This is a genomic window from Sphingomonas sp. (assembly GCF_039595165.1).
GTDB lineage: Bacteria > Pseudomonadota > Alphaproteobacteria > Sphingomonadales > Sphingomonadaceae > Sphingomonas.
In genome coordinates this window covers 15,722-35,852 of the sequence record NZ_JBCNMA010000022.1, presented here as the reverse complement: position 1 = coordinate 35,852, position 20,131 = coordinate 15,722, and the positions used below count along the sequence as shown (strand labels likewise).

General features: G+C 68.8%; 16 protein-coding genes. 9 read left to right on the top strand and 7 right to left on the bottom strand.

The annotated features are described in order from the left end of the window. Window positions 1–2: 2 nt before the first annotated feature. The 6 genes from ABDV68_RS06200 to ABDV68_RS06175 all read left to right on the top strand — a co-directional run bounded on the left by ABDV68_RS06200 (window position 3) and on the right by ABDV68_RS06175 (window position 9,481). Window positions 3–1,154 carry a glycoside hydrolase family 88 protein gene (locus ABDV68_RS06200; protein ID WP_343518848.1) on the top strand — a complete coding sequence of 384 codons (1,152 nt, stop codon included), beginning with the start codon at window positions 3–5 and terminating at the stop codon, window positions 1,152–1,154. Continuing rightward, window positions 1,154–3,022 (top strand): hypothetical protein, encoded by a 1,869-nt coding sequence (locus ABDV68_RS06195; protein WP_343518846.1) that lies wholly within the window; start codon window positions 1,154–1,156, stop codon window positions 3,020–3,022. The genes ABDV68_RS06200 and ABDV68_RS06195 overlap by 1 nt, the downstream gene beginning before the upstream one ends. Window positions 3,023–3,106: 84 nt before the next feature. Next, on the top strand, window positions 3,107–5,971 hold the full coding sequence (locus ABDV68_RS06190; protein ID WP_343518845.1) for a TonB-dependent receptor: 2,865 nt from the start codon (window positions 3,107–3,109) through the stop codon (window positions 5,969–5,971). Then, window positions 5,971–7,212, top strand: coding sequence for an alginate lyase family protein (locus tag ABDV68_RS06185; protein ID WP_343518844.1), 1,242 nt, complete (start codon window positions 5,971–5,973; stop codon window positions 7,210–7,212). The genes ABDV68_RS06190 and ABDV68_RS06185 overlap by 1 nt, the downstream gene beginning before the upstream one ends. Further along, on the top strand, window positions 7,212–8,312 hold the full coding sequence (locus ABDV68_RS06180) for an aldose epimerase family protein (protein ID WP_343518843.1): 1,101 nt from the start codon (window positions 7,212–7,214) through the stop codon (window positions 8,310–8,312). Before ABDV68_RS06185 ends, ABDV68_RS06180 begins: the two co-directional genes overlap by 1 nt. Beyond that, entirely contained in the window at window positions 8,309–9,481 is a 1,173-nt protein-coding gene (locus ABDV68_RS06175; protein ID WP_343518842.1) for an alginate lyase family protein, read from the top strand. The genes ABDV68_RS06180 and ABDV68_RS06175 overlap by 4 nt, the downstream gene beginning before the upstream one ends. Here ABDV68_RS06175 and ABDV68_RS06170 read toward each other — a convergent pair. Continuing rightward, window positions 9,466–10,146, bottom strand: a complete 681-nt coding sequence (locus ABDV68_RS06170; RefSeq protein WP_343518841.1) for a tRNA (guanine(46)-N(7))-methyltransferase TrmB — start codon at window positions 10,144–10,146, stop codon at window positions 9,466–9,468. The genes ABDV68_RS06175 and ABDV68_RS06170 overlap by 16 nt on opposite strands. A 75-nt stretch (window positions 10,147–10,221) precedes the next feature. On the opposite strand from ABDV68_RS06170, the gene ABDV68_RS06165 reads away from it, so the two are divergent. Next, on the top strand, window positions 10,222–10,917 hold the full coding sequence (locus ABDV68_RS06165) for a phosphatase PAP2 family protein (RefSeq protein WP_343518840.1): 696 nt from the start codon (window positions 10,222–10,224) through the stop codon (window positions 10,915–10,917). Here the strand turns inward: ABDV68_RS06165 and ABDV68_RS06160 are convergent. Beyond that, entirely contained in the window at window positions 10,834–12,219 is a 1,386-nt protein-coding gene (locus ABDV68_RS06160; RefSeq protein ID WP_343518839.1) for an RNB domain-containing ribonuclease, read from the bottom strand. The genes ABDV68_RS06165 and ABDV68_RS06160 overlap by 84 nt on opposite strands. Before the next feature lie 88 nt (window positions 12,220–12,307). On the opposite strand from ABDV68_RS06160, the gene ABDV68_RS06155 reads away from it, so the two are divergent. Next, window positions 12,308–13,936 carry an amidase gene (locus tag ABDV68_RS06155; protein ID WP_343518838.1) on the top strand — a complete coding sequence of 543 codons (1,629 nt, stop codon included), beginning with the start codon at window positions 12,308–12,310 and terminating at the stop codon, window positions 13,934–13,936. A 26-nt stretch (window positions 13,937–13,962) separates the two neighbouring features. Here the strand turns inward: ABDV68_RS06155 and ABDV68_RS06150 are convergent, their stop codons facing one another. From ABDV68_RS06150 to lnt, 3 genes are all read right to left on the bottom strand, one after another. Further along, complete coding sequence (locus ABDV68_RS06150; RefSeq protein WP_343518837.1) at window positions 13,963–14,145, bottom strand: hypothetical protein; 183 nt, start codon at window positions 14,143–14,145, stop codon at window positions 13,963–13,965. A 61-nt stretch (window positions 14,146–14,206) separates the two neighbouring features. Next, complete coding sequence (gene metK / locus ABDV68_RS06145; protein WP_343518836.1) at window positions 14,207–15,418, bottom strand: methionine adenosyltransferase; 1,212 nt, start codon at window positions 15,416–15,418, stop codon at window positions 14,207–14,209. A gap of 81 nt (window positions 15,419–15,499) precedes the next feature. Next, window positions 15,500–17,065, bottom strand: a complete 1,566-nt coding sequence (lnt, locus tag ABDV68_RS06140) for an apolipoprotein N-acyltransferase (RefSeq protein WP_343518835.1) — start codon at window positions 17,063–17,065, stop codon at window positions 15,500–15,502. A 78-nt stretch (window positions 17,066–17,143) separates the two neighbouring features. On the opposite strand from lnt, the gene ABDV68_RS06135 reads away from it, so the two are divergent. Continuing rightward, window positions 17,144–17,446, top strand: coding sequence for a polyhydroxyalkanoic acid system family protein (locus ABDV68_RS06135; protein ID WP_343518834.1), 303 nt, complete (start codon window positions 17,144–17,146; stop codon window positions 17,444–17,446). A 369-nt stretch (window positions 17,447–17,815) separates the two neighbouring features. Here the strand turns inward: ABDV68_RS06135 and ABDV68_RS06130 are convergent, their stop codons facing one another. Both ABDV68_RS06130 and ABDV68_RS06125 read right to left on the bottom strand, forming a co-directional pair. After that, the gene (locus tag ABDV68_RS06130) at window positions 17,816–19,213 is read right to left on the bottom strand and encodes a sorbosone dehydrogenase family protein (protein WP_343518833.1); all 1,398 of its coding nucleotides are present in this window, start codon (window positions 19,211–19,213) and stop codon (window positions 17,816–17,818) included. Continuing rightward, entirely contained in the window at window positions 19,210–20,127 is a 918-nt protein-coding gene (locus ABDV68_RS06125; protein ID WP_343518831.1) for a hemolysin family protein, read from the bottom strand. Before ABDV68_RS06125 ends, ABDV68_RS06130 begins: the two co-directional genes overlap by 4 nt. Window positions 20,128–20,131: the final 4 nt, after the last annotated feature.

Here is a 20,131-nt window from a genome sequence, read left to right as displayed (position 1 = left end):
GCATGTCGCTGACCCTGCTCGCGCTCGCCACCGCGGCGTCGCCCGCCGCGATCGTCGAGGCCCAGCCGGCGATGCCGCGGCCCGCCGCGATCCTCGCCGAGACGCGCCGCGTCGCCGACTGGCAGCTCGCCAACCGCACCAACTGGGCGACGATGCCCGCGGCGCGCAAGAGCGTGCAGAATCCGCGCGACTGGCAGCAGGCGACCTTCTGGATCTCGCTCACCGATCTCGCCGCGCGCGAGCGGAGCTACGGCAAGCCGCTGCTCGATCTCGGCCGCGAGCTGCAATGGAAGCTCGGCGACAACCCGTTCCACGCCGACGACCAGCTCATCGCCCAGGCGTGGATCTGGTCCGCGCGCAACGGCGCCGCCGCCGCCGCGCTCGCGCCGACCCGCGCCTATTTCGACAATGTCCTCGCCAACCGGCCGACCGGCAGCCTCGAGTTCGTGCCCACGGCGCCGGGCAAGGGCACGTCGAAATGCACCGATCGCTGGTGCTGGTGCGACGCGCTGTTCATGGCACCGCCGACCCTGCTCCGCCTCGCCAACGCCACGGGCGATCAGCGCTACGCCGAGTTCGCGCATGCGGAGTTCAAGGCGACCACCGACTATCTCTACGATCCCGTCGAGAAGCTCTATTTCCGCGACAGCCGCTTCTTCGACATGCGCGACGCCAAGGGCCGGAAATTGTTCTGGAGCCGCGGCAATGGCTGGGTGATGGGCGGGCTGGTGCGCATGCTCCAGGTGATGGACCGCAAGGATCCCAAGCGCCCCTATTACGAGAAACTGTTCCGCGACATGGCGGGCAGGCTGGTGACGCTGCAGAAGGCCGACGGCTATTGGCCGGCCTCGCTGCTCGACGGCGATCCGGACACGCCGCCCGAGAGCAGCGGCACCGCCTTCTACACCTATGCCTTCGCCTGGGGCGTCGATGCCGGACTGCTCGATCGCGCGACCTATCAGCCCGCGGCGATCAAGGGGTGGAACGCGGTCGTTCGCGCGATCCAGCCCGACGGGATGCTCGGCTGGGTGCAGCAGGTCGGCGACCGGCCCGACAGCGTCTCGGCGAGGGAGACGCAATTCTACGGCTCCGGTGCCTTCATCCTTGCCGGTACCGCGATGTACGATCTCGCGCGCAAGGGGGCCAGACGCTGATGCGAAAGCTCGTTTGCGTACCCGTCCTCGCCGCCTTGCTCACCGCCAATACCGCGCCCGCCGATCGCTGGGCGGGCAAGCCGCACGGCCCGGTCTATCTCGCCGATGTGACGCCGATGGACCGCACCGTCCGCACCCGGCTGATGCCGCAGGTCGAGACCCTGCTCGAGCAGCTGCTGCGCGAGAAGCGCGGCATGCGCCTCGGGGGCGTCGCGGTGTTCGAGAGCGGCGACAAGTTCCTGCCCGGCAAGATCGCCGCGGCGATGGCCTATCGCATCACCGCGCTCGACAAGGCCGATCCGCGGCTCGGCCAGCGGCTCGAGGACTTCGCCGACATCGCCGACCTGACGCTCGGCGATCCCAACGACACTTGGGGCATCTATTACTATATCTCGGCGCTGCACGACCTGAACGAACGCGGCCTGCTCGATCGCGCGGTGCGCCCGGCGACGCTCGCCAAGCTCAAGCAGAAGCTCGACTGGCGCCGCTTCGTGCGCTCCGACCTCACGCTGATCAACCTGCCCAACAATTATTACGGCGTCGCCTTTTCCGTCGCCCGCTTGCGCCACCTGCTGGGGTGGGAGGACGCCGCGGGCGCGGAGCAACTGCTCGCGCGTACGCTCGATCACTATCGCAGATATTCGGGCACCTACGGCTTTGCCGACGAGACCGAGGGCAAGGGGCGCTTCGACCGCTATTCGGTGCTGCTGATCGGCGAGATCGCGCACCGGCTGATCGAGACCGGCATGACTCCGTCGGCCGAGGTCAAGGGCTGGCTGCGCAAGTCGGTGGACCTGCTGCTGCCGCGCTTCAACCTGACCGGCGAAGGGTTCGAATACGGCCGCAGCATCGGCGCCTATGGCGAGACCGCCTTCATCGAAGTGCTCACCGCCGCCGCCTTGCTCAAGGTGCTGACGCCGCAGGAGGAGCGCATGGCCTATGCCTTCTCCAGCCGGATCGGCGCACGCTACATGGACTTCTGGGTCGATCCGAAGGTCGGCTCGGTCGACATGTGGGGGCAGGGGCGGCGCACCGACGACTATCGCGGCATCCATCGCATCTTCGGCGAGAATCTGAGCCTCGCGCGCCAGCACATCTACACCAATGCGATCTGGAACCGGCTCGGCTATGCCGGTCGCGCGCCAGACCCGGGCTATGCCAAGTGGTTGCAGACGCTGCCGCGCTCGACCGTCACCTGGTTCGCGCGCGGTGAGCACGACCGCGCGGTCGTCACGGTGCGCGACGGCGGCCGGGTGATCGGGCTGCCGATCATCAACGGGGCGGAGGGGCAGCATATGCACAACCCCTATTTCCCCGTGCCCTTCTCGCCCGGCATGCTCGCGGGCTCGGCCGACGCGACTTATCCGCATCTCGTGCCGCGCATCACGCTCGCCGATGGCGCGGTGCTGATGCCGCTCGCCTGGTTCAAGGACGTGCGCGTCACGCGCCGCGGCGCGACGACGGAGGTGCGCTGGCGCCAGGATGCACTTGACCTGATGGGCGAGAACGACGCGCGGCCCGACGACCGCGCGAGCATCGAGACCAGCTACACGCTCAGCCCCGGCCGCATCACCCGCAGCGATCGCCTGCGCCTGGCGCCGGGGGTTCGCGTGGCGAAGATCGATCTCGAGTTCGCCAGCTTCTCGGCCGCGCCTGCCGTCCGGGCCGGCAAGGTGAGCTTCGGCATCGGTGAGGTCCGCCGCTTCGCCGCGACCGGCTATGACGGTTGCAAGGCAACAAAAGCCGAAAAACCCGAATATCGTGCACCGACCGGTGCCTTCGCCACCGTGGTACGATGCACGCGATCGTCGCCCTCCGAGCGGGACGGTACCATAGCGCTAACATGGGATTTGTCCTACAACCGTTGATCTAGGCGGTTGACTCCTGTCGGCGAGGTTGTAGGACACATTCCTATGACACCGGTATCAAGCCGGGCCCTTGGGAGGATGAAGATGAAATCTCGATCGATGGTGATGGTCCGCGGTTCCCTGCTCGCGTCGGCGGCGCTCGCGGCGATGGCGCCGGCATTCGCCCAGGATGCGCCTGCAGCCGACGCGTCGCCCGCGGCCGGCGGCGAAGAAGAGATCATCGTCACCGGTGCGCGCGCCACGCAACGCACCTCGATCGAGTTCAAGCGTAACGCGGACGTCGTCGTCGACGGCCTGGTCAGCGACGAGATCGGCGCGACGCCCGACAACAGTGTCGGCGACACGCTCGAGCGGATCACCGGCGTCTCGGCCGATCGCTTCAAGGGCAACGCCAACGAGCTGTCGGTGCGCGGCCTCGGCCCGACGCTGAGCTTCTCGACCTTCAACGGCCGCGAGGTCTCGACCGCCGGCCCCGACCGCTCGGTCGCCTTCCAGCAATTCCCGTCGGAGCTGGTCAACGGCGTGCTGGTCTACAAGTCGCAGCGCGCCGACTTCCTCGAGGGCGGCGTCGGCGGGGTGATCGAGCTCAGGTCGATGAAGCCGCTCGACTATGGCAAGCGGCGCATCCAGTTCGAGGTGCGCGGCGATTTCCAGCCCAAGGACGATGACGTCTACCAGCATGACGGCCTCGGCTATCGCGCCAACATCTCCTACACCGACCAGTTCGCGACCGGCATCGGCGATATCGGCATCTCGATCGGCTATCAGCGTCAGGACACGACCGCGCCCGAGGACTATTACAACACCAACTCGACCTTCCAGGCGTGCAACACCTACGCCACCAACGGCGCGACCAACACCGCCAACTGCGCGCTCGTCACCACGGCGCGCAACGCCAGCGAGACCCTGGGCGACGTCTATTTCGCCAACAGCTCGCGCAGCTTCCGCACGCAGCAGACCTCCGAGGTGCGCGACGGCATCATCGGCGCGATCCAGTGGCGCCCGCATGCCGATTTCGAGATCGCGCTCGACGGCCAATATTCGAACCGCGCGAGCCTTGAGGACCGCAACGTCCTGCAGATCACCGAGGGGCTGCGCGGCGTCCAGCCGCTGGTCGTCGGCGACGGCGCCAACGGTTATACCGACCATGCGCTGATGAGCTATCGCGGCAATTCGAACCTCGAGAACCAACTCGAGACGCGCCAGCGCAACGAGGAATATCTCGGCGGCGGCGCCAGCCTGATCTGGTCGCCCGATCGCTGGAACATCGCCTTCGACGGCTCCTATTCGCGCAGCCACCGCACCGAGACCCAGAAGCAGACGCGTATGCGCTCCAATGCGCGCGTGGCCTATACGCTGACCTATGAGGACGACGAAGTCGTGCCGGTGGTGGATTTCGGCGGCTTCGACATCACCAACCACAATCTGTTCCTGACTACGGCCGCCAACTCGGTCTATGCCCGGCGTCGTTTCGTCACGGATCGCGAGGATGTGATCTGGGCGGGCAAGCTCGACGTCACGCGCGAATTCGACGGGTTCATCAATTCGGTGAAGTTCGGCGGCCGCTATTCGGATCATCACCGCACCAACGACAACGCCCGCAACACCGATCTCAACACGCTGGTCAATGTCGGGACGACCACGCCAACGCAACTGATCGCGCAGGCCAACCAGCAGTGTCGCGTGCCGTTCACGACCAGCTCCTACATGCAGGGCATGGGCACCAACGTCACGCGCTGGGCGACCTTCGACAATGACTGTCTGTTCCGCACCTTCACCGGCAGCGACGACGCGCTGCCTTATCCCGCAGACGGACGCGACCCGAGCGACATCGACGTGCGCGAGCGGATCTGGGCGGCCTATGCGATGGCGACGTTCCGCTCGGACGCGGGTGCGGTGCCGTTCAGCGGCAATGTCGGCCTGCGATGGGTGAAGACCGACATCACCTCGATCGGCTATCGCCAAGCCTATATCCTGACGATCGACAGCGGCACCAACGAGTATGACATCGCCGTCGATCCGGCCGCGGGCGTGATCAGCAACACCGCCAAGGGCAGCTACAACTACTTCTTGCCCAGCGCGAACATCGCCTTCGACCTGTCGCAAAGGCTAAAGCTTCGCCTTGCCGCCTATCGCGCCATCGCCCGGTCGGGCATCGAGAGCTTCGGCGCCGGCATCAGCCTCACCCCGGTGGCCAATGCGGTGGGCATCGACAACATCATCTTCAACGCCACCACCGGCAATCCGAACTTGAAGCCGCTGCGCGCGTGGAACCTCGACGCCAGCCTTGAGCTCTACGCCTCGAAGGACACGATGCTGTCGGTCGCGGCCTATTACAAATGGGTCAAGGGCACGGTGATCGGCCGGTCCGAGCCGATCCCGACCGACATCACCGTCACCACGATCCGCGACAACGCCGGTCCGGTCACCGAGACGTTCACGATCAACCCGGTCGCGCCGTCGAACGATCTCGAGACGCGCCACCTCTACGGGGTCGAGGCGACCTTCAGTCATGTGCTGACCTGGCTGCCCGATCCGCTCGACGGCTTCGGCATCCAGGGCTCGGTCAACCGCGCCTTCGCCAATTTCGAATATCCCGACACCTCGCCGATCGCCGACTATGTCGATCCGGCGAACCTGATCGGCCTGTCGAAATGGACCGCGAGCGGATCGGTGTGGTTCGAGAAATGGGGCCTCTCGCTGCGCGCCAACGTCCGCTACCGCTCGGACTATTACAAGCCGAACGGCGGCTCGAACCGCGAGATCCGCCCGGGCACCTATCTCAACCTGTCGGCGCAGTACGACATCTCGAAGAACGTGCAGCTCAAGCTGCAGGCGCTCAACCTGACCGGCACGCCCGACATCATGTACAAGGGCGGCTACGACAGCATCACCGAGGTGTCGAACAGCGGCACCCAGTATTTCTTCGGCTTCCGGGTGCGCCTGTAATGAAACTAGGCCGGACCATCCCTCTCTCGGTCCTCGCCGCCACCGCCGCCGTGGGCATCCCCGCGGCGGCGGCTTTTCCTTCCGCACCGGCAGCGGTCTGCCAGGGCGCCGAAGGCTATGCCGCCGCGTTCGGCGGCCGCCGTACCTTCACCTTGCGTCCCGGCGAGCTCGAAGCGATCAAGGCGTCGCTCGCCAGCGACCCCGCGGTCGCCCAGGCCTATCGCGCGCTGGTCGTGCAGGCCGACCGCGCGCTCGCGCGCAAGCCCGGCTCGGTGCTCGACAAGCGCACCATTCCGATCTCGGGCGACCGGCACGATTATGTCAGCCTCGCCCCCTATTGGTGGCCCGATCCCGCCAATCCCAAGGGTCCCTATGTCCGCCGCGACGGCCAGGTGAACCCCGAGCGCGAGACCAACCGCTTCGATCGCGTCGCGTTCGGCCGGATGGGGAGCGACGCCGACACGCTGGGCCTCGCTTATTATTACAGCGGCGACCGAAAATATGCCGACAAGGCGGCCGCGATCGTGCGTACCTGGTTCCTCGATCCGGCGACGGCGATGAACCCGAATATGAACTATGCCCAGGCCGTGCCGGGACGCGAGGACGGCCGGGCCGAGGGCGTGCTCGACACCAGCGGTCTGATCGCGGTGATCGACGCGGTCGGGCTGATCGGGCCGTCCGGCGCGCTGTCGGCGGACGACGTCAAGGCGCTGGAGAGCTGGTTCTCGCGCTATGTCGACTGGATGCGCACCAGTCCCAACGGCAAGGCCGAGGGTGCCGCGCGCAACAATCACGGCGTGTGGTACGACGCGCAGCTCGCCCGGTTCGCGCTGTTCGCGCGCCGCGATGACATCGCCCGGCGCACCGTCACAGCCTTTCCCGCGGCGCGGATCGCGAAGCAGGTGGATGCGTCGGGCGCGCTGCCGCACGAGCTCACCCGGACGCGCAGCTTCCATTATTCGGTGTTCACGCTCGACGCGGCCTATCATGTCGCCGACAGCGCGGCGTGCCTCGGCACCGATCTTTACGGCGCCGACGCGAATGGTAGATCGCTGCGCAAGGCGACCGCTTATCTCGCCGCCTATCGCGGGCGCCAGAGCGAGTGGCCGTACAAGGAGATGAAATGGCCGGCCGAGGCGCTCGACGAGCTGCTCACGCGTGCCGATGCGGCGTGGGGGCCAGGGGCCTATCCGCGCGCGGCGTCGGGCGAGATCGTGCTGCGCTACCGCGCCGCGCACTGATGCGGCGCGCGGGGCTGGCGCTGGCGCTGCTCGCGCTCCCCGGCGCGGCGGAATCGCAGCGGGGCGCGCGCAGCGAGGCGTTCGGCACCCGCCCCGACGGCCGCGCGATCCAGCGCCACATCCTCGTCAACCGCAACGGCATGACCGTCGAGCTGATGGATCACGGCGCGGCGATCGTGCGGGTCGCGCTGCCCGACGGCAGGGGCGCGCTGGTCGATGTCGTTCCCGCGCCCGGCGACCTTGCCGGCCTGCTCGCGAGCAATCGCCGCTTCGGGGCGATCGTCGGCCGCTATGCCGGGCGGTTGCGCGGCGAGGTGACGATCGACGGCAAGCGCTACCCGCTCGCCACCAACGCCTCGGGCGTCACGCTCCACGGCGGCGACCCAGGCTTCGACCGCGCGGTGTGGACGGCGCGCGCCTTCACCACGCGTGAGGTCACGGGCGTGGTCTTTACCCATGTCAGCCCTGATGGCGACCAGGGATTCCCGGGCAGGCTCACCGTCGAAGCACGCTACGCGCTCGCGCGCGACAGCGATACGCTGACGCTCGACATCACCGCCACTTCGGATCGCCCGACCGTCGCCAACCTCACCAATCATGTCTATTTCAACCTGGCGGGCCAGGGGAGCGTCGCCTGCCACGTCCTGCGCGTGGACGCGGATCGCGGGGTCGAGCTCGACAGCCGCAAGCTCCCGACCGGGCGGCTGCTGCCGGTGCGTGGTACGGCGTCCGATTTCGCGCGCGACCGTCCCCTCGCACCCGTCGTGAAGGCGGGTGGGATCGACGCGATGCTGGTCCTGTCGGGTAAACGCACGACCCGCCTGACCGACCCGGGCAGCGGCCGGACGCTCGCCGTCACCACCAATCAGCCCGGGCTGCAGGTCTTCACCGGCAACGCGTTCGACGGCACCGACCGCGATCACGTCGGCCGCCCGATCATGCGTTACGCCGCGATCGCGCTCGAGCCTGGGCATTACGCGGATTCGCCCGCGATTCCGGCCTTCCCATCGACGCGGATCGTGCCCGGTAAACCGCTGCGCTGGCACGCGAGCTGGCGCTTCGGCCGCACCACGCCCGCCGCAACGGATTGCAAGCCATGATCCCCCGCCGCGCCCTGCTCGCCGCGCCACTGCTCGCGCTACCCGCCGCTCGCGCAGTGGAACCCGATCTCCGCGCGACCGAGCGCCGCCGCGTCGTGCCTCAGGCCCACGCGCTGCTCGCCGAGCCGCCCAGGACGATCGCCGCGATCCCCGCGCCGCGCAGCCCGGGCGGACGGCACGACTATTATTCCGAGGGCGACTATTGGTGGCCCGATCCCGCCAGGCCGGGCGGGCCTTACGTCCGGCGCGACGGCCGCTCCAACCCCGACAAGTTCGACGGCCATCGCGACGCGCTGATCCGCTTCGGCCGGGTCGTGCCAATGCTCGCCGCGGCGTGGGAGCTCACCGGCGAGGCGCGCTTCGCCGCGGCGGCGATCCGGCATCTCGATGCGTGGTTCGTCGATCCGGCGACGCGGATGAACCCGGATCTCCAGCACGCCCAGGCGATCATCGGGGTCAACACCGGCCGCGCGATCGGGGTGATCGACACGCTCCAGATCGTCGAGGTGGCGCGCGCCGCCACGCTGTTCGCCCGCCGCGCCGCGCTCGGCTACGCTGCCGTCCGCAAGGGCGTGGAGGACTGGTTCGCACGCTATCTCGACTGGCTCACCACCTCGCCCTTCGGGATGGAGGAGCGCGACGAGAAGAACAACCACGGCACCTGCTGGCTGCTCCAAGCGGCCGCCTTCGCCGCCGTCGTCGGCCGCGGTGAGGTGCTGGCGTTCGCGCGCGAGCGGCTCAAGACGGTGATCGTCCCGACCCAGATCGCGCCCGACGGCCGCCAGCCGCTCGAGCTCGCGCGGACCAAGCCCTATGCCTATTGCCTGTTCAACCTCGACGTGCTCGCCGCGTCGGCTTGGCTGCTCTCGGAGAAGGACGGCGAGCTGATCGCCTGGCGGACTTCCGACGGCCGCTCGATCGGCCAGGCGATCGCCTTCATGGCCCCGTACATCGCCGACAAGGGCAAATGGCCCCTTGCCAAGGACATCGAATATTTCGACGGCTTCCCGGTGCGCCACCCCGCCCTGCTGTTCGGCGCCCGCGCGCTCGACCGGCCTGACTGGCTCCGCATCTGGGCCGCGCTCGACCCCGATCCGGCGATCGGCGAGGTGATCCGCAACTTCCCGGTGCGCCAGCCTTTGCTGTGGCTCGATCAGACGCGCAGATAGCGGAAATACCAGACCTCATGGCCCTGACGCCGCGCCTTGCGTTCGTAGCGTGTCTCGGGCCAGTCGGCGGGGCGGGTGAGGAAATCGGCGGCGGTCTTCGCCTGCCAGACAAAGTCGCGGCGCTGGTCCATCACCATCATCGCCCAGCGGCAATAGGTCGTGTCGTCGGTGCCCAGCCGGAACTCGGCGCCCGGCTTGAGCTTGGCCGCGATCAGGTCGAGCGGGCCGTGGTTGACCATGCGGCGCTTGGCGTGGCGCGCCTTGGGCCAGGGATCGGGGTGGAGCAGATAGACGCGCTCGAGGCTGGCGTCGGGCAGGCGCTCGACCACGTCGAGCGCGTCGCCCATGTGCAGCCGCACATTGCTCAAGCTCCCGTCGCGGATATGGCCGAGCGCGCCGACCACGCCATTGAGGAACGGCTCGCAGCCGATGAAGCCATGGTCCGGCCGCATCGCCGCTTGCCCGGCAAGATGTTCGCCCGCGCCGAAGCCGATCTCGAGCTCGAGCGGGCGCGCATCACCGAACAGCCCCGCGGCATCGAGCGGTCCGGTCTCGGGCACCGCCACGCGCGGCAGCATCTCCTCGACCAGCGCCGCCTGGCCGGCGCGCAATTTGTGGCCCTTGGCGCGCCCGTAGAGGCGGCGGATCTTGGCGGGGTCGTTCATGGCGTGCGGCCCTAGCGGTCCGCGGCGCGCATGTGAACCGGCGAACTTTTCGCGCCGCCACCGGTTGATGGCGGGATGAGCAAGCGCAAGAAGAAGCCGCCCAAATCGGCACGCCAGGCCAGCGCCGTCGAGCATGCCGATGCCGCGATCGCGACGCGTGCCGGCCACTATCATCGCAATCCGGTCGTTCGTCTGCTCGGCGGGGCGAGCGAGATCGCCGACCAGCCGCCGCTGATCGCCACTTCGCTTGCCACGACCGCCGCGGGGTTGCTGGCGAAGCGGCCGGAACTGGTCGGCACCGGCCTTCGCATGCTGGCGAGCGAGCTCGTCGCCACCGGTCTCAAGCATATCGTCAAGCGCCGTATCGACCGCACGCGCCCCTACAAGATGCTCAAGGACGGGCGCTACAAGCTCAAGCATGCCGGCAGCGGCGCCTCGCGCGCGAGTCCCTGGTCGTCCTTTCCCTCGGGCCATACCGCCGGCGCGGTCGCCACGGCGCGCGCGATCGCGCATGGCTATCCGCAGCTGGCGCTTCCCGCCGGGATCGCCGCCGGCGCCATCGCGCTGATCCAGGTCCCGCGCCGCACACACTTCCCGACCGATGTCGTTGCCGGTGCCGCGATCGGGTTCCTGTCCGAATGGCTGGTCGATGCAGCGATGCGCAGGTTCGCGCCGGCGTCCGCTGGTTCAGCTCACCCGCTCGAACGCGATCCGCCGGGCATGGGGATCGGCCTCGGTCAGCCGCACCTCGAGCGTATCGCCCGGGGTTAGCCCCGAAGCATCGACTCGCGCGGTGACCGGCAGGCCGCGCAGCTGGATCGAAGCCCCGCGCTCGCCGATGTCGGTGACCACCGCGCCCAGCGTCTCGCCCTCGTTGCCCGCCAGCATAACCGCTTCCGCCATGTCGATCACCGCGCGGTCGATCTGTCCGGCGCGCGAGTCCGCGCGCGCCATCACCTTGGGCAGCCTGGCGAAGGCGTCGCGTACATGCTCCGGTACTTCGCGCCCGTTCGCGACGGCGAGCGCCGCCTGCACGACATAGCGGTCGGCGAGCCGCCGCAGCGGCGCGGTGGCATGGGCATAGGAGGCGGCGACCGCGGCGTGCCACGGGGTCTCGCCGTCGCGGAACGGCTGATAGCCGGCGCCATTGCCCGCGCGCCGGATCGCCAGCATCAGCGCCGCGTGGCGCGTGTCCGCCGGATCCAGCGTCCGCTCGAACTGAGTGAGCGTCGCCCGCTCGGGCCAGTCGATGCCGAAGGCGCGCGCCGTGTGCCGCAAGCGCCGCACGGCATGATCGCTCGGCTCGGCCATCACCCGGAACAGCCCGGTGCGATGCGCGATCAGCGCGTCGGCGACCGCCATGTTGCACGCGAGCGAGAGCGCGGCGTTGCGGTCCTCGGACGCGTGCCGCGTGCGGAACACCAGCGCGAGCGCGCCGTCGGGACCTTCCGACACTTCCTGCTCGGGGGGGTCGACGCGCGCCGCGCCGCGCTCGACCTCGGCCTGGGTGATCCGCCGCGAAAGCTCGTCGAAGCCCGCAGGCAGATCCGCGGCCTCCACGGTGGCGTAGGCCAGCTTGGCGCGGCTGTGGATCACCGCGCGAGTCGCCGCGTCGAGCTTGACCGCACCGTCCGGCGCCACGCGTACGCTGAACACCACCGCCGGCCGCGGCGCGTCGGGCAGCAGGCTCGCCGCGCCTTCGGCCAGCATCGGCGGATAGAGCCCGGCCTTGCCGTCGGGCAGGTACAGCGTCTCGCCGCGCGCCCAGGCCTCGGCATCGATCGGCCCGCCCTCGTCGACGAACCAGGCGACGTCGGCGATGGCATAGTGCAGGATCAGATCGCCGCCCGCCGCCTCGATGCAGAAGGCCTGGTCCAGATCGGTGGCGCTCGCCGGATCGAGCGTCACGAACGACTTCCGCGTCCAATCGTCGTGATTGGTCGGTGCGCGCGTCGCGACGATCTGCGCCGCCGTCATCACCGCGGGCGGGAAGCCGTCCGGCACCTGGAATTCGGCCCGGATCGCCGCAAGCTCGCGGGCGAGGGCGTGGGCGGGATCGCGGATCGTCTTCATGGGAGGAGGCTAGCCCGGCGCGCAGCCGTTGCACAGCACGAACGGCGCGCTATCGTCCCGGCCGATCGCCGTATCGTGGGGGTGGTTGATGCGTTTTGGGGTGGCGGCAATCGCGATGGCGCTGGCGGCGCCCGCGGCGGCGGAGAATCGCAATATCGTCCTGCCCGAGCTCCCGCCCTTGTCGATCAAGGTGGAGGAGAAGAGCGTCGAGGAGCTCCAGGCGATGCTTGCCCGCGGCGAGCTCACCAGCGAACGGCTGATCCATGCCTATCTCGAACGCATCCGCCTGCTCGACCGCGCGGGTCCGAAGCTGCGCAGCGTGATCGCGCTCAATCCGCGGGCGCTGGAGCAGGCGCGCAAGGCCGACCGCGACCGTCGGCTGCGCATCGCGCGTGGGCCGCTGTTCGGCATCCCGGTGCTGGTCAAGGACAATATCGACACGACCGAGAATGCGACCACCGCCGGCAGCCTCGCGCTGGCGGACAATTTCACGAAGCGCGACGCGCCGCTGGTCGCACGACTGCGCGAAGCGGGCGCGATCATCCTCGGCAAGACCAACCTTTCCGAATGGGCGAACATCCGCGATACCAATTCGATGAGCGGATGGAGCGCGGTTGGCGGTCTGGTCCGCAACCCCTATGCGCTTGACCGCAGCGCCTGCGGCTCGTCGAGCGGGACGGGTGCCGCGATCGCCGCCAGCCTCGCTGCGGTGGGGGTGGGGACCGAGACCGACGGCTCGATCACCTGCCCGGCGTCGATGAACGGGCTGGTCGGATTGAAGCCCACGCTGGGGGCGATCAGCCGGACCCATGTCGTGCCGATCAGCATCAGCCAGGACACCTCCGGACCGATGGCGCGCAGCGTCAAGGATGCCGCTGCGTTGTTCGCCGCGATGATCGGCACCGACAAGGCCGATGCCGCTACCGCCGAGGCCGATGCCCGCCGCGCCGCGCTGGCTCCGGACTGGAGCAAGGCCAGCCTCAAGGGCGTTCGCCTCGGCGTGGTGCGGCCCGAGATGCGCGCAGGCCTGGCGGCGCGGTACGGCGCCCAGCTCGCGGTGCTGCGCGCTGCGGGTGCCGAGCTGGTCGAGATCAAGCTAACCGCGCCCGAGGGATTGAGCCAGGCCGAGTTCCGCCTCTTTCAGCTGGAGCTAAAGAACCGGCTCGCCGCCTATCTCGCCACGACGCCGCCGGCCGTGAAGGTGCGCACGCTCGCCGATGTCATCGCCTTCAATACGGCGTCGAAGACCGAGCTTGCCTATTTCGGCCAGGACATCTTCGAGACGACGCAGAAGACCGCCGGGATGGACGACCCGGCCTATGCGAAGACGCGCGACGACAGCCGGCGCCGGGCGGCCGCGGCGATCGATACGGCGCTGGCGAGCGCCCGGCTGACGGCGATCGTCGCGCCCAGCACCGGCCCCGCCTGGCTCTCCGATCCGGTGCATGGCGACCAGTCCAGCGGTCCGAGCGCGAGCCAGTTGCCCGCGGTGTCGGGCTATCCTCACCTGACGGTGCCGATGGGATTGGTCGGCGGGCTGCCGGTCGGACTTTCCTTCATCGGCCCGAAGTGGAGCGATGGGCGGCTGCTCGAGCTCGGCTATGCCTATGAGCAGGCGTCGCGGGCGCGGGTGAAGCCGGGCTATCGTGTGACGGTCGATGCCGGACCGGGCGTCGAAGGCGCGCTGAGCGACGAGCGCGGCGTCATTCCACCTTGACCAGCCGTGCAGTCGGGTTCCGTGTGTCAGGGGCAAGCATCCAGATCTTCTTGTTGATTCCGACCTGGATCGGCGATCATGCGGCGGCGCTGCCGGGTCAGCATCGCGGCATCCGCCTCGCCGAGCGTGCGGCTCTCGGCCAGCTTGCCGTCCTCGAAGCGCGCCCGATAGAGCTCCCCGCGCGTCAGGCTAGCGACGGGCGGAAGCAACCGACAAAAAGGCGGCGATCCCGCCGGGGGCCGCCGCCTTGCTTTGTCCGTTGCAGGACGATCAGGCCAGCGCGGCCTTGAGGTCCTCGACCAGGTCGGTCTTCTCCCACGGGAAGAAGTCGCCTTCGGCCTTGCGGCCGAAATGGCCGTACGCCGCGGTCTTCTGGTAGATCGGCTTGTTGAGGCCGAGATGCGTGCGGATGCCGCGCGGGGTCAGGCCGCCGAGCTTCTCGATGCGCTGGATCGCTTCCTCGATCTTGTCGTCGCCGACGGTGCCGGTGCCGTGCGTGTCGACATAGAGCGACAGCGGCTTGGAGACGCCGATCGCATAGGCGAGCTGGATGGTGCAGCGCTGGGCGAGGCCCGCGGCGACGATGTTCTTGGCGAGATAGCGGGTGATGTACGCCGCCGAACGGTCGACCTTGGTCGGATCCTTGCCGCTGAACGCGCCGCCGCCATGGGGCGACGCGCCACCATAGGTGTCGACGATGATCTTGCGGCCGGTGAGGCCGGCGTCGCCGTCGGGGCCGCCGATCTCGAAGCTGCCGGTCGGGTTGATGTGATATTCGGTCGCGTCGCTGAGCAGCGCGGCCGGGATCACGCTCGCGACCACCGACTTCACATAGGCGTGGAGCTCGGCTTCCTTCTCGCCCTGGTCGTAGCCCGCGGCATGCTGGGTCGAGACGACGATCGCGGTCGCGGCGACCGGCTTGCTGCCCTCGTAGCGCAGCGTGACCTGGCTCTTGGCGTCGGGCTCGAGGAACGGCGCCTTGCCCGAATGGCGGTCGGCGGCCATCTGCGCCAGGATCTTGTGGCTGTAGTCGAGCGTCGCCGGCATCAGGTCGGGCGTGTCGTCGGCGGCATAGCCGAACATGATGCCCTGATCGCCCGCGCCCTCGTCCTTGTTGCCGCTGGCGTCCACGCCTTGCGCGATATGCGCCGATTGCGGGTGCAGGTTGTTCTCGAAGCGCAGCGTCTCCCAGTGGAAGCCCGACTGCTCGTAGCCGATTTGCTTCACGGTCTGGCGCACGGTCCTCTCGACTTCCTCCGGAACGCCCGGCGCCCAGTTGCCGGCCTCGTCCATGATGCCCTTGCCGCGGATCTCGCCCGCCAGCACCACCAGCTGAGTCGTGGTCAGCGTCTCGCACGCGATGCGCGCCTCCGGATCCTTCGACAGGAACAGGTCGACGATCGCGTCGGAAATCTGGTCGGCGACCTTGTCGGGATGACCCTCGGAAACCGATTCGGAGGTGAAGAGATAGCTGGAACGCATGATTTTCCTCGTGATGCTCAGGCCGTTGCCATGCCCGAAGTCGAAAGGGGTGGATATAAAGCTTTTGTTATATGCGGCGCACTAGCGGGCGAAGCGCCGGATGGCAATCGCGATGCCCAGCAGCAGCCCGGCTACAATGAACGCCATCCAGTTGCCGAGCCGCGCGAACAGCGTGGGGGGCAGGGCAGCGGGCATCGGCGCCTCGATCGCCCTGGCCTCGCGCGGACCGGCGGCCGCGACGATCTGGCCGCGCGCGTCGACGATCGCGGAGATGCCGGTGGGGGTGGAGCGCAGGATCGGCAACCCCTCCTCGATCGCACGCATCCGCGCCTGCGCCAGGTGCTGGGGCGGACCCCAGCTGCCGAACCAGGCGTCGTTGGAGGGGTTGAACAGGATCGCCGGGCGATTCTCCGGATCGACGGTCGCGCCCGAGAAGATGATCTCGTAGCAGATCTGCATCCCGATCGTGCCAAAGCCCGGCACCTCCAGCGTCCGCGGTCCCGGGCCGGGGCGGAAGTCGATGTCGCCCATCACCAGCCGCGAGAGGCCGAGCGGCTTCAGGATCGAACGCATCGGCAGATACTCGCCATAGGGCACGAGATGGGCCTTGTCGTAGCGCCCGCGGATCGCGCCCGTGGGGTCGATCGCGAACACCGAGTTGGTCGCGGCGTCGAGCGTGCGGTCGCCGCCGAACAGCAGCGCGTTGCCGCCGACCAGCGCCATGTCCTTCGGCCCCAGCGTCATCGCGATCATCTGGCGGATCGTGCGCGGATCGCCTTTGCCGTACCATTCGGGCGGATAGCCTTCCTCGATCCAGTAATCGACCGCGCCTTCGGGCCAGACGATGAGGCGCGGGACCGGGCCGCCGGGCAGGATCGTCACGCGGTCGTTCGACAGGCGGGTGAGCGCCTCCATCGCCTTCTGCGCATAGGTGCCGTCGAGCGCCGCTTCCTGCCCGATATTGGGCTGGAGCACGCGGACGAGCGGCGCGGTCGCAGCGGGCGGAGCGGCGACGGGGTTGAGCAGCAGCCCGGCGGCGAGCAGCGCGACGGCCGCGCCTGCGACCGGCCGCCACTGCCGCCGCGACGCGAGATAGAGCGTGCCCGCCACCGCCACGGTCAGTCCCGAAAGCGCATAGGTGCCGGTGAATGCGGCAAACTGCGCCACGCCGGGCAGCGGCAGCCAGATCACGCCGAGCGGGTTCCACGGATAGCCGGTGAACATCACCCCGCGCAGATATTCGGTAATCGTCCACGCCGCGCCCGCGACGAGCACGAAGGGAAGGTCGGGCTTGCGCAGCAGCGCCGCGCCGGTCCGGCCGAAGCGCCAGGCCAGCCCCATCGCGATCGCCGGATAGACCGCGAGGTAGAGCGCGAGCAGCACCACCGCGAGATAGCCGAGCGCGGGCGGCATCTTGTTCTGATAATCGAAGGCGTGCTGGATCCAGTTGTTGCCGATCGTGAAATGGCCGAGCCCGAACAGCCAGCCGCGCAGCAGCGCCTGGCGCAGCGTCGGCGCCTCGTGCGTCAGCCGCAGCAGGATCGCGAGGCAGATCAGACCCGCGACCCACCAGTCGAGTGGGGCGAAGGCGGTGGCGGAAGTGGCGCCGGCGACGAGCGCGATCAGGCGGGGGCGGGGCAGCTGCATCGTGGATCGCTATCGGGCCAGACCGTGACAGATACAAGCATGCGGCGTATTAAGGCGACAGCACACCAAGGAAACATCATGACCGAACCCGTCATCGTCGATATCCCGCACAAGCTCGGCCGCGAGGGCGCCCGTGCCCGGCTCGCCAGCGGGGTGGGCAAGATCGGCGACATGTTCCCCGGCGGCGGCACGGTGCAGGAAAGCTGGCAGGGCGACACGCTGCACTTCACCGTGACCGCGATGGGGCAGAGCGTGGCGAGCCGGCTCGAGGTGTTCGACGATCGCGTCCATGCCGAGGTCGACCTGCCGCCGATGCTCGCGCTGTTCGCCGGCAAGATCCGCGAGAAGCTGCAGAAGGAAGCGCCAAAGCTGCTCGAGTGAAGGAACCGGCGGCGCTCGACCGCGGTTGTGCGTCCGAGGAGTTCGGATGCGCTACTGGCCGATCATCGGGATGGTGCTGACGGGCGTGCTCACCGCAGGTGGGTGCGCCGGTGCGCTCCTCGGCCAGTACACCGTGAGCGGGGGCCTGTTCCCCGATGCCGGAGGGGGCGTCCCCACCTTCGGGGTGGAGCAGGAACTCGCCGGGATGCCGCCGCCCGCCGCTGCCATGCGCGTCGTGGAGACGCCGCGCTATGCCGGCTACCCGATCTATGCCCCGGAGGTCACCACGCCGACCGAGGCCGATGCCACGGCGCGCGCTTATGACGCCCTGTACGACGAACCCGCGGGTCTTGACGATGACGAGCCCGTCTACTCCGCTGCCGAAGTGGAGCCGGTGCCGGGCGCGGCGGACCCGCCGCGGGAAGCGCCCGGCGAGCTGACCCGCCAGATCACATTGCCGACATCGTCCGCGACGAGCAGCGCGCCGGTCCTGTCCGCAGTCACCCCGACCGGGCGCCCCATCGCCTTGCCGTCGGCCGAGAGGAATCCGGTGAGCACGTCGACCGGTTTGGCGCCCGGCGCGGGCAGCCCGCGCGCCCCGAACGGCACGTAGACGACCTTGTAGCCCGTCGGCGGCACGCGGTTCCACGAGCCGTGCAGCCCGACGAAGGCGCCCTTGGCGTATTTGTCGCCCAGGCGCAGATCCTGCGTGAAGGTGAGGCCGAGCGGGGCGGTATGCGCGCCGAGCGCGAAGTCGGGCCGCGCGGTATATTCGCGCAGGTCGGGACGCTTGGGCGTGACGCGCTTGTCCTCGTAACCGCCCCAATAATGCCACGGCCAGCCATAGAAGCTGCCGAAATCGACCTGGGTCATATAGTCGGGCGGCATGTCCGAGCCCATCATGTCGCGTTCGTTGACCGCCACCCATAGCCGCTGCGTATCGGGATTGATCGCCAGCCCGACCGGATTGCGCAGGCCCGAGGCGAAGATCGTCGCGCGCTTCGCCTTGGGGTCGACCGCGAGGATCGTCGCGCGGTTCTTCTCGAGCTCGATGCCCTTCTCGGCGATGTTCGAGGCGGAGCCCACGCTGACATAGAGCGTGTTGCCGTCGGGGCTGGCGATCACGTCGCGGGTCCAGTGATTGCCGCCGCCGGGCAGGTCGACGACCTTTTCGGGTTTCGCGGTGATCTTGGTCTCGCCCACCTTGAAGGGATAGCGGATCAGCGCGTTGTGATTGGCGACGTAGAGCGTCTCGCCGACCAGCACCATGCCGAACGGCGAATCGAGCCCGTTGGCGGCGGTCAGCAGCACCGAGCGCGCCTCGGCCACGCCGTCGCCATCGGCATCGCGCAGCAGGGTGATGCGGTTGGCCGAGGGTACGCCCGCGCCGGCACGGCCCATCAGCCACTTCATCACCTTGTTGGTGATCCCGCTCTCCTCGCGCGGCGGCGAGTTGCTCTCGGCGACCAGCACGTCGCCATTGGGCAGGCGATAGAGCCAGCGCGGATGATCGAGCCCGCGGGCGAAGGCGTTGACCCGAAGCCCCGCCGCGGCGGCCGGCATCGCGCCCTGCGGCCAGCCCGTCGCCTCGGCGACCTTGACCGTCGGGAAGGACTGATTGCGCGGGTCGCTCAGTTCCGGGCGCTGCCCGGCGACGGCATTGGCATCGAGCCGCGCGACGTCGGGCCGACTCACCCACCAGAAGAAGCCCGCGGCGAACAGGATCAGTCCCAATCCGACGATCAGGAACATGCGCAAGCGGCTCATTCTTCGGGTTCCTTGCGTGGAGCGGGCGGGTGCAGGCGCAGGCGGCGGACGCGCGTCGCATCGGCCTCGATCACCTCCAGCGTCCAGCCGCTCGGATGCTTCAAACATTCGCCGGGTTCGGGAACGTGGCCGGCGAGGACGAAGGCGAGCCCGCCCAGCGTCTCGATATCCTCCTCGACTTCGCCCAGCCGCGGGTCGATCGCCGCGGCGACGTCCTCGAGCTCGGCGCGCGCGTCGGCGTCCCAGCCGCCGTCGTCGAGCGGCACGAACAGCGCCTCGGGCGCGTCGTCATGCTCGTCGTCGATCTCGCCGACGATCTCCTCGACCAGGTCCTCGATCGTGATCAGGCCCTCGGTCCCCGAATATTCGTCGAGCACGATGGCGAGGTGGGTGCGGCTCGCCTGCATCTGGGCGAGCAAGTCGAGCGTGCCCATCGATTGCGGCACGTAGAGCGGCTGGCGCATCAGGCCGGTGATCTTGGACGGCGGGCCGGCACCGGCCGCCAGGTTCGCGAACACGTCCTTGATGTGGATCATGCCGATCACGCGGTCGAGCTTTTCGCGATAGACCGGCAGGCGGCTGTGTCCCGCCTCGGCGAAGAGCTGAACCAGCTCGGCGAAGCTCGTCTTCTCCTCGACCGCGATGATGTCCGCGCGCGGCACGCCGACGTCGCCCGCGTCGCGCTCGCCGAAATGGAGCAGGTTGCGCAGCATCTTGCGCTCGAGCGGGGAGAGGTCGCCATTCTTGGCGGGGGTGCCGTCGCCCTCCTCCTCGACCTCGTCGATCGCTTCCTCGATGCGTTCGCGCAGCGTTTCCTCATGCTCCTCCCCGAACAGGAGGGTGCGAAGGCCCCGCCATATGCCGCCTTCGCTGCTACTGTCGCCGTTCCCGCTGCTACTGGGTCCGTCCGCCATTTCC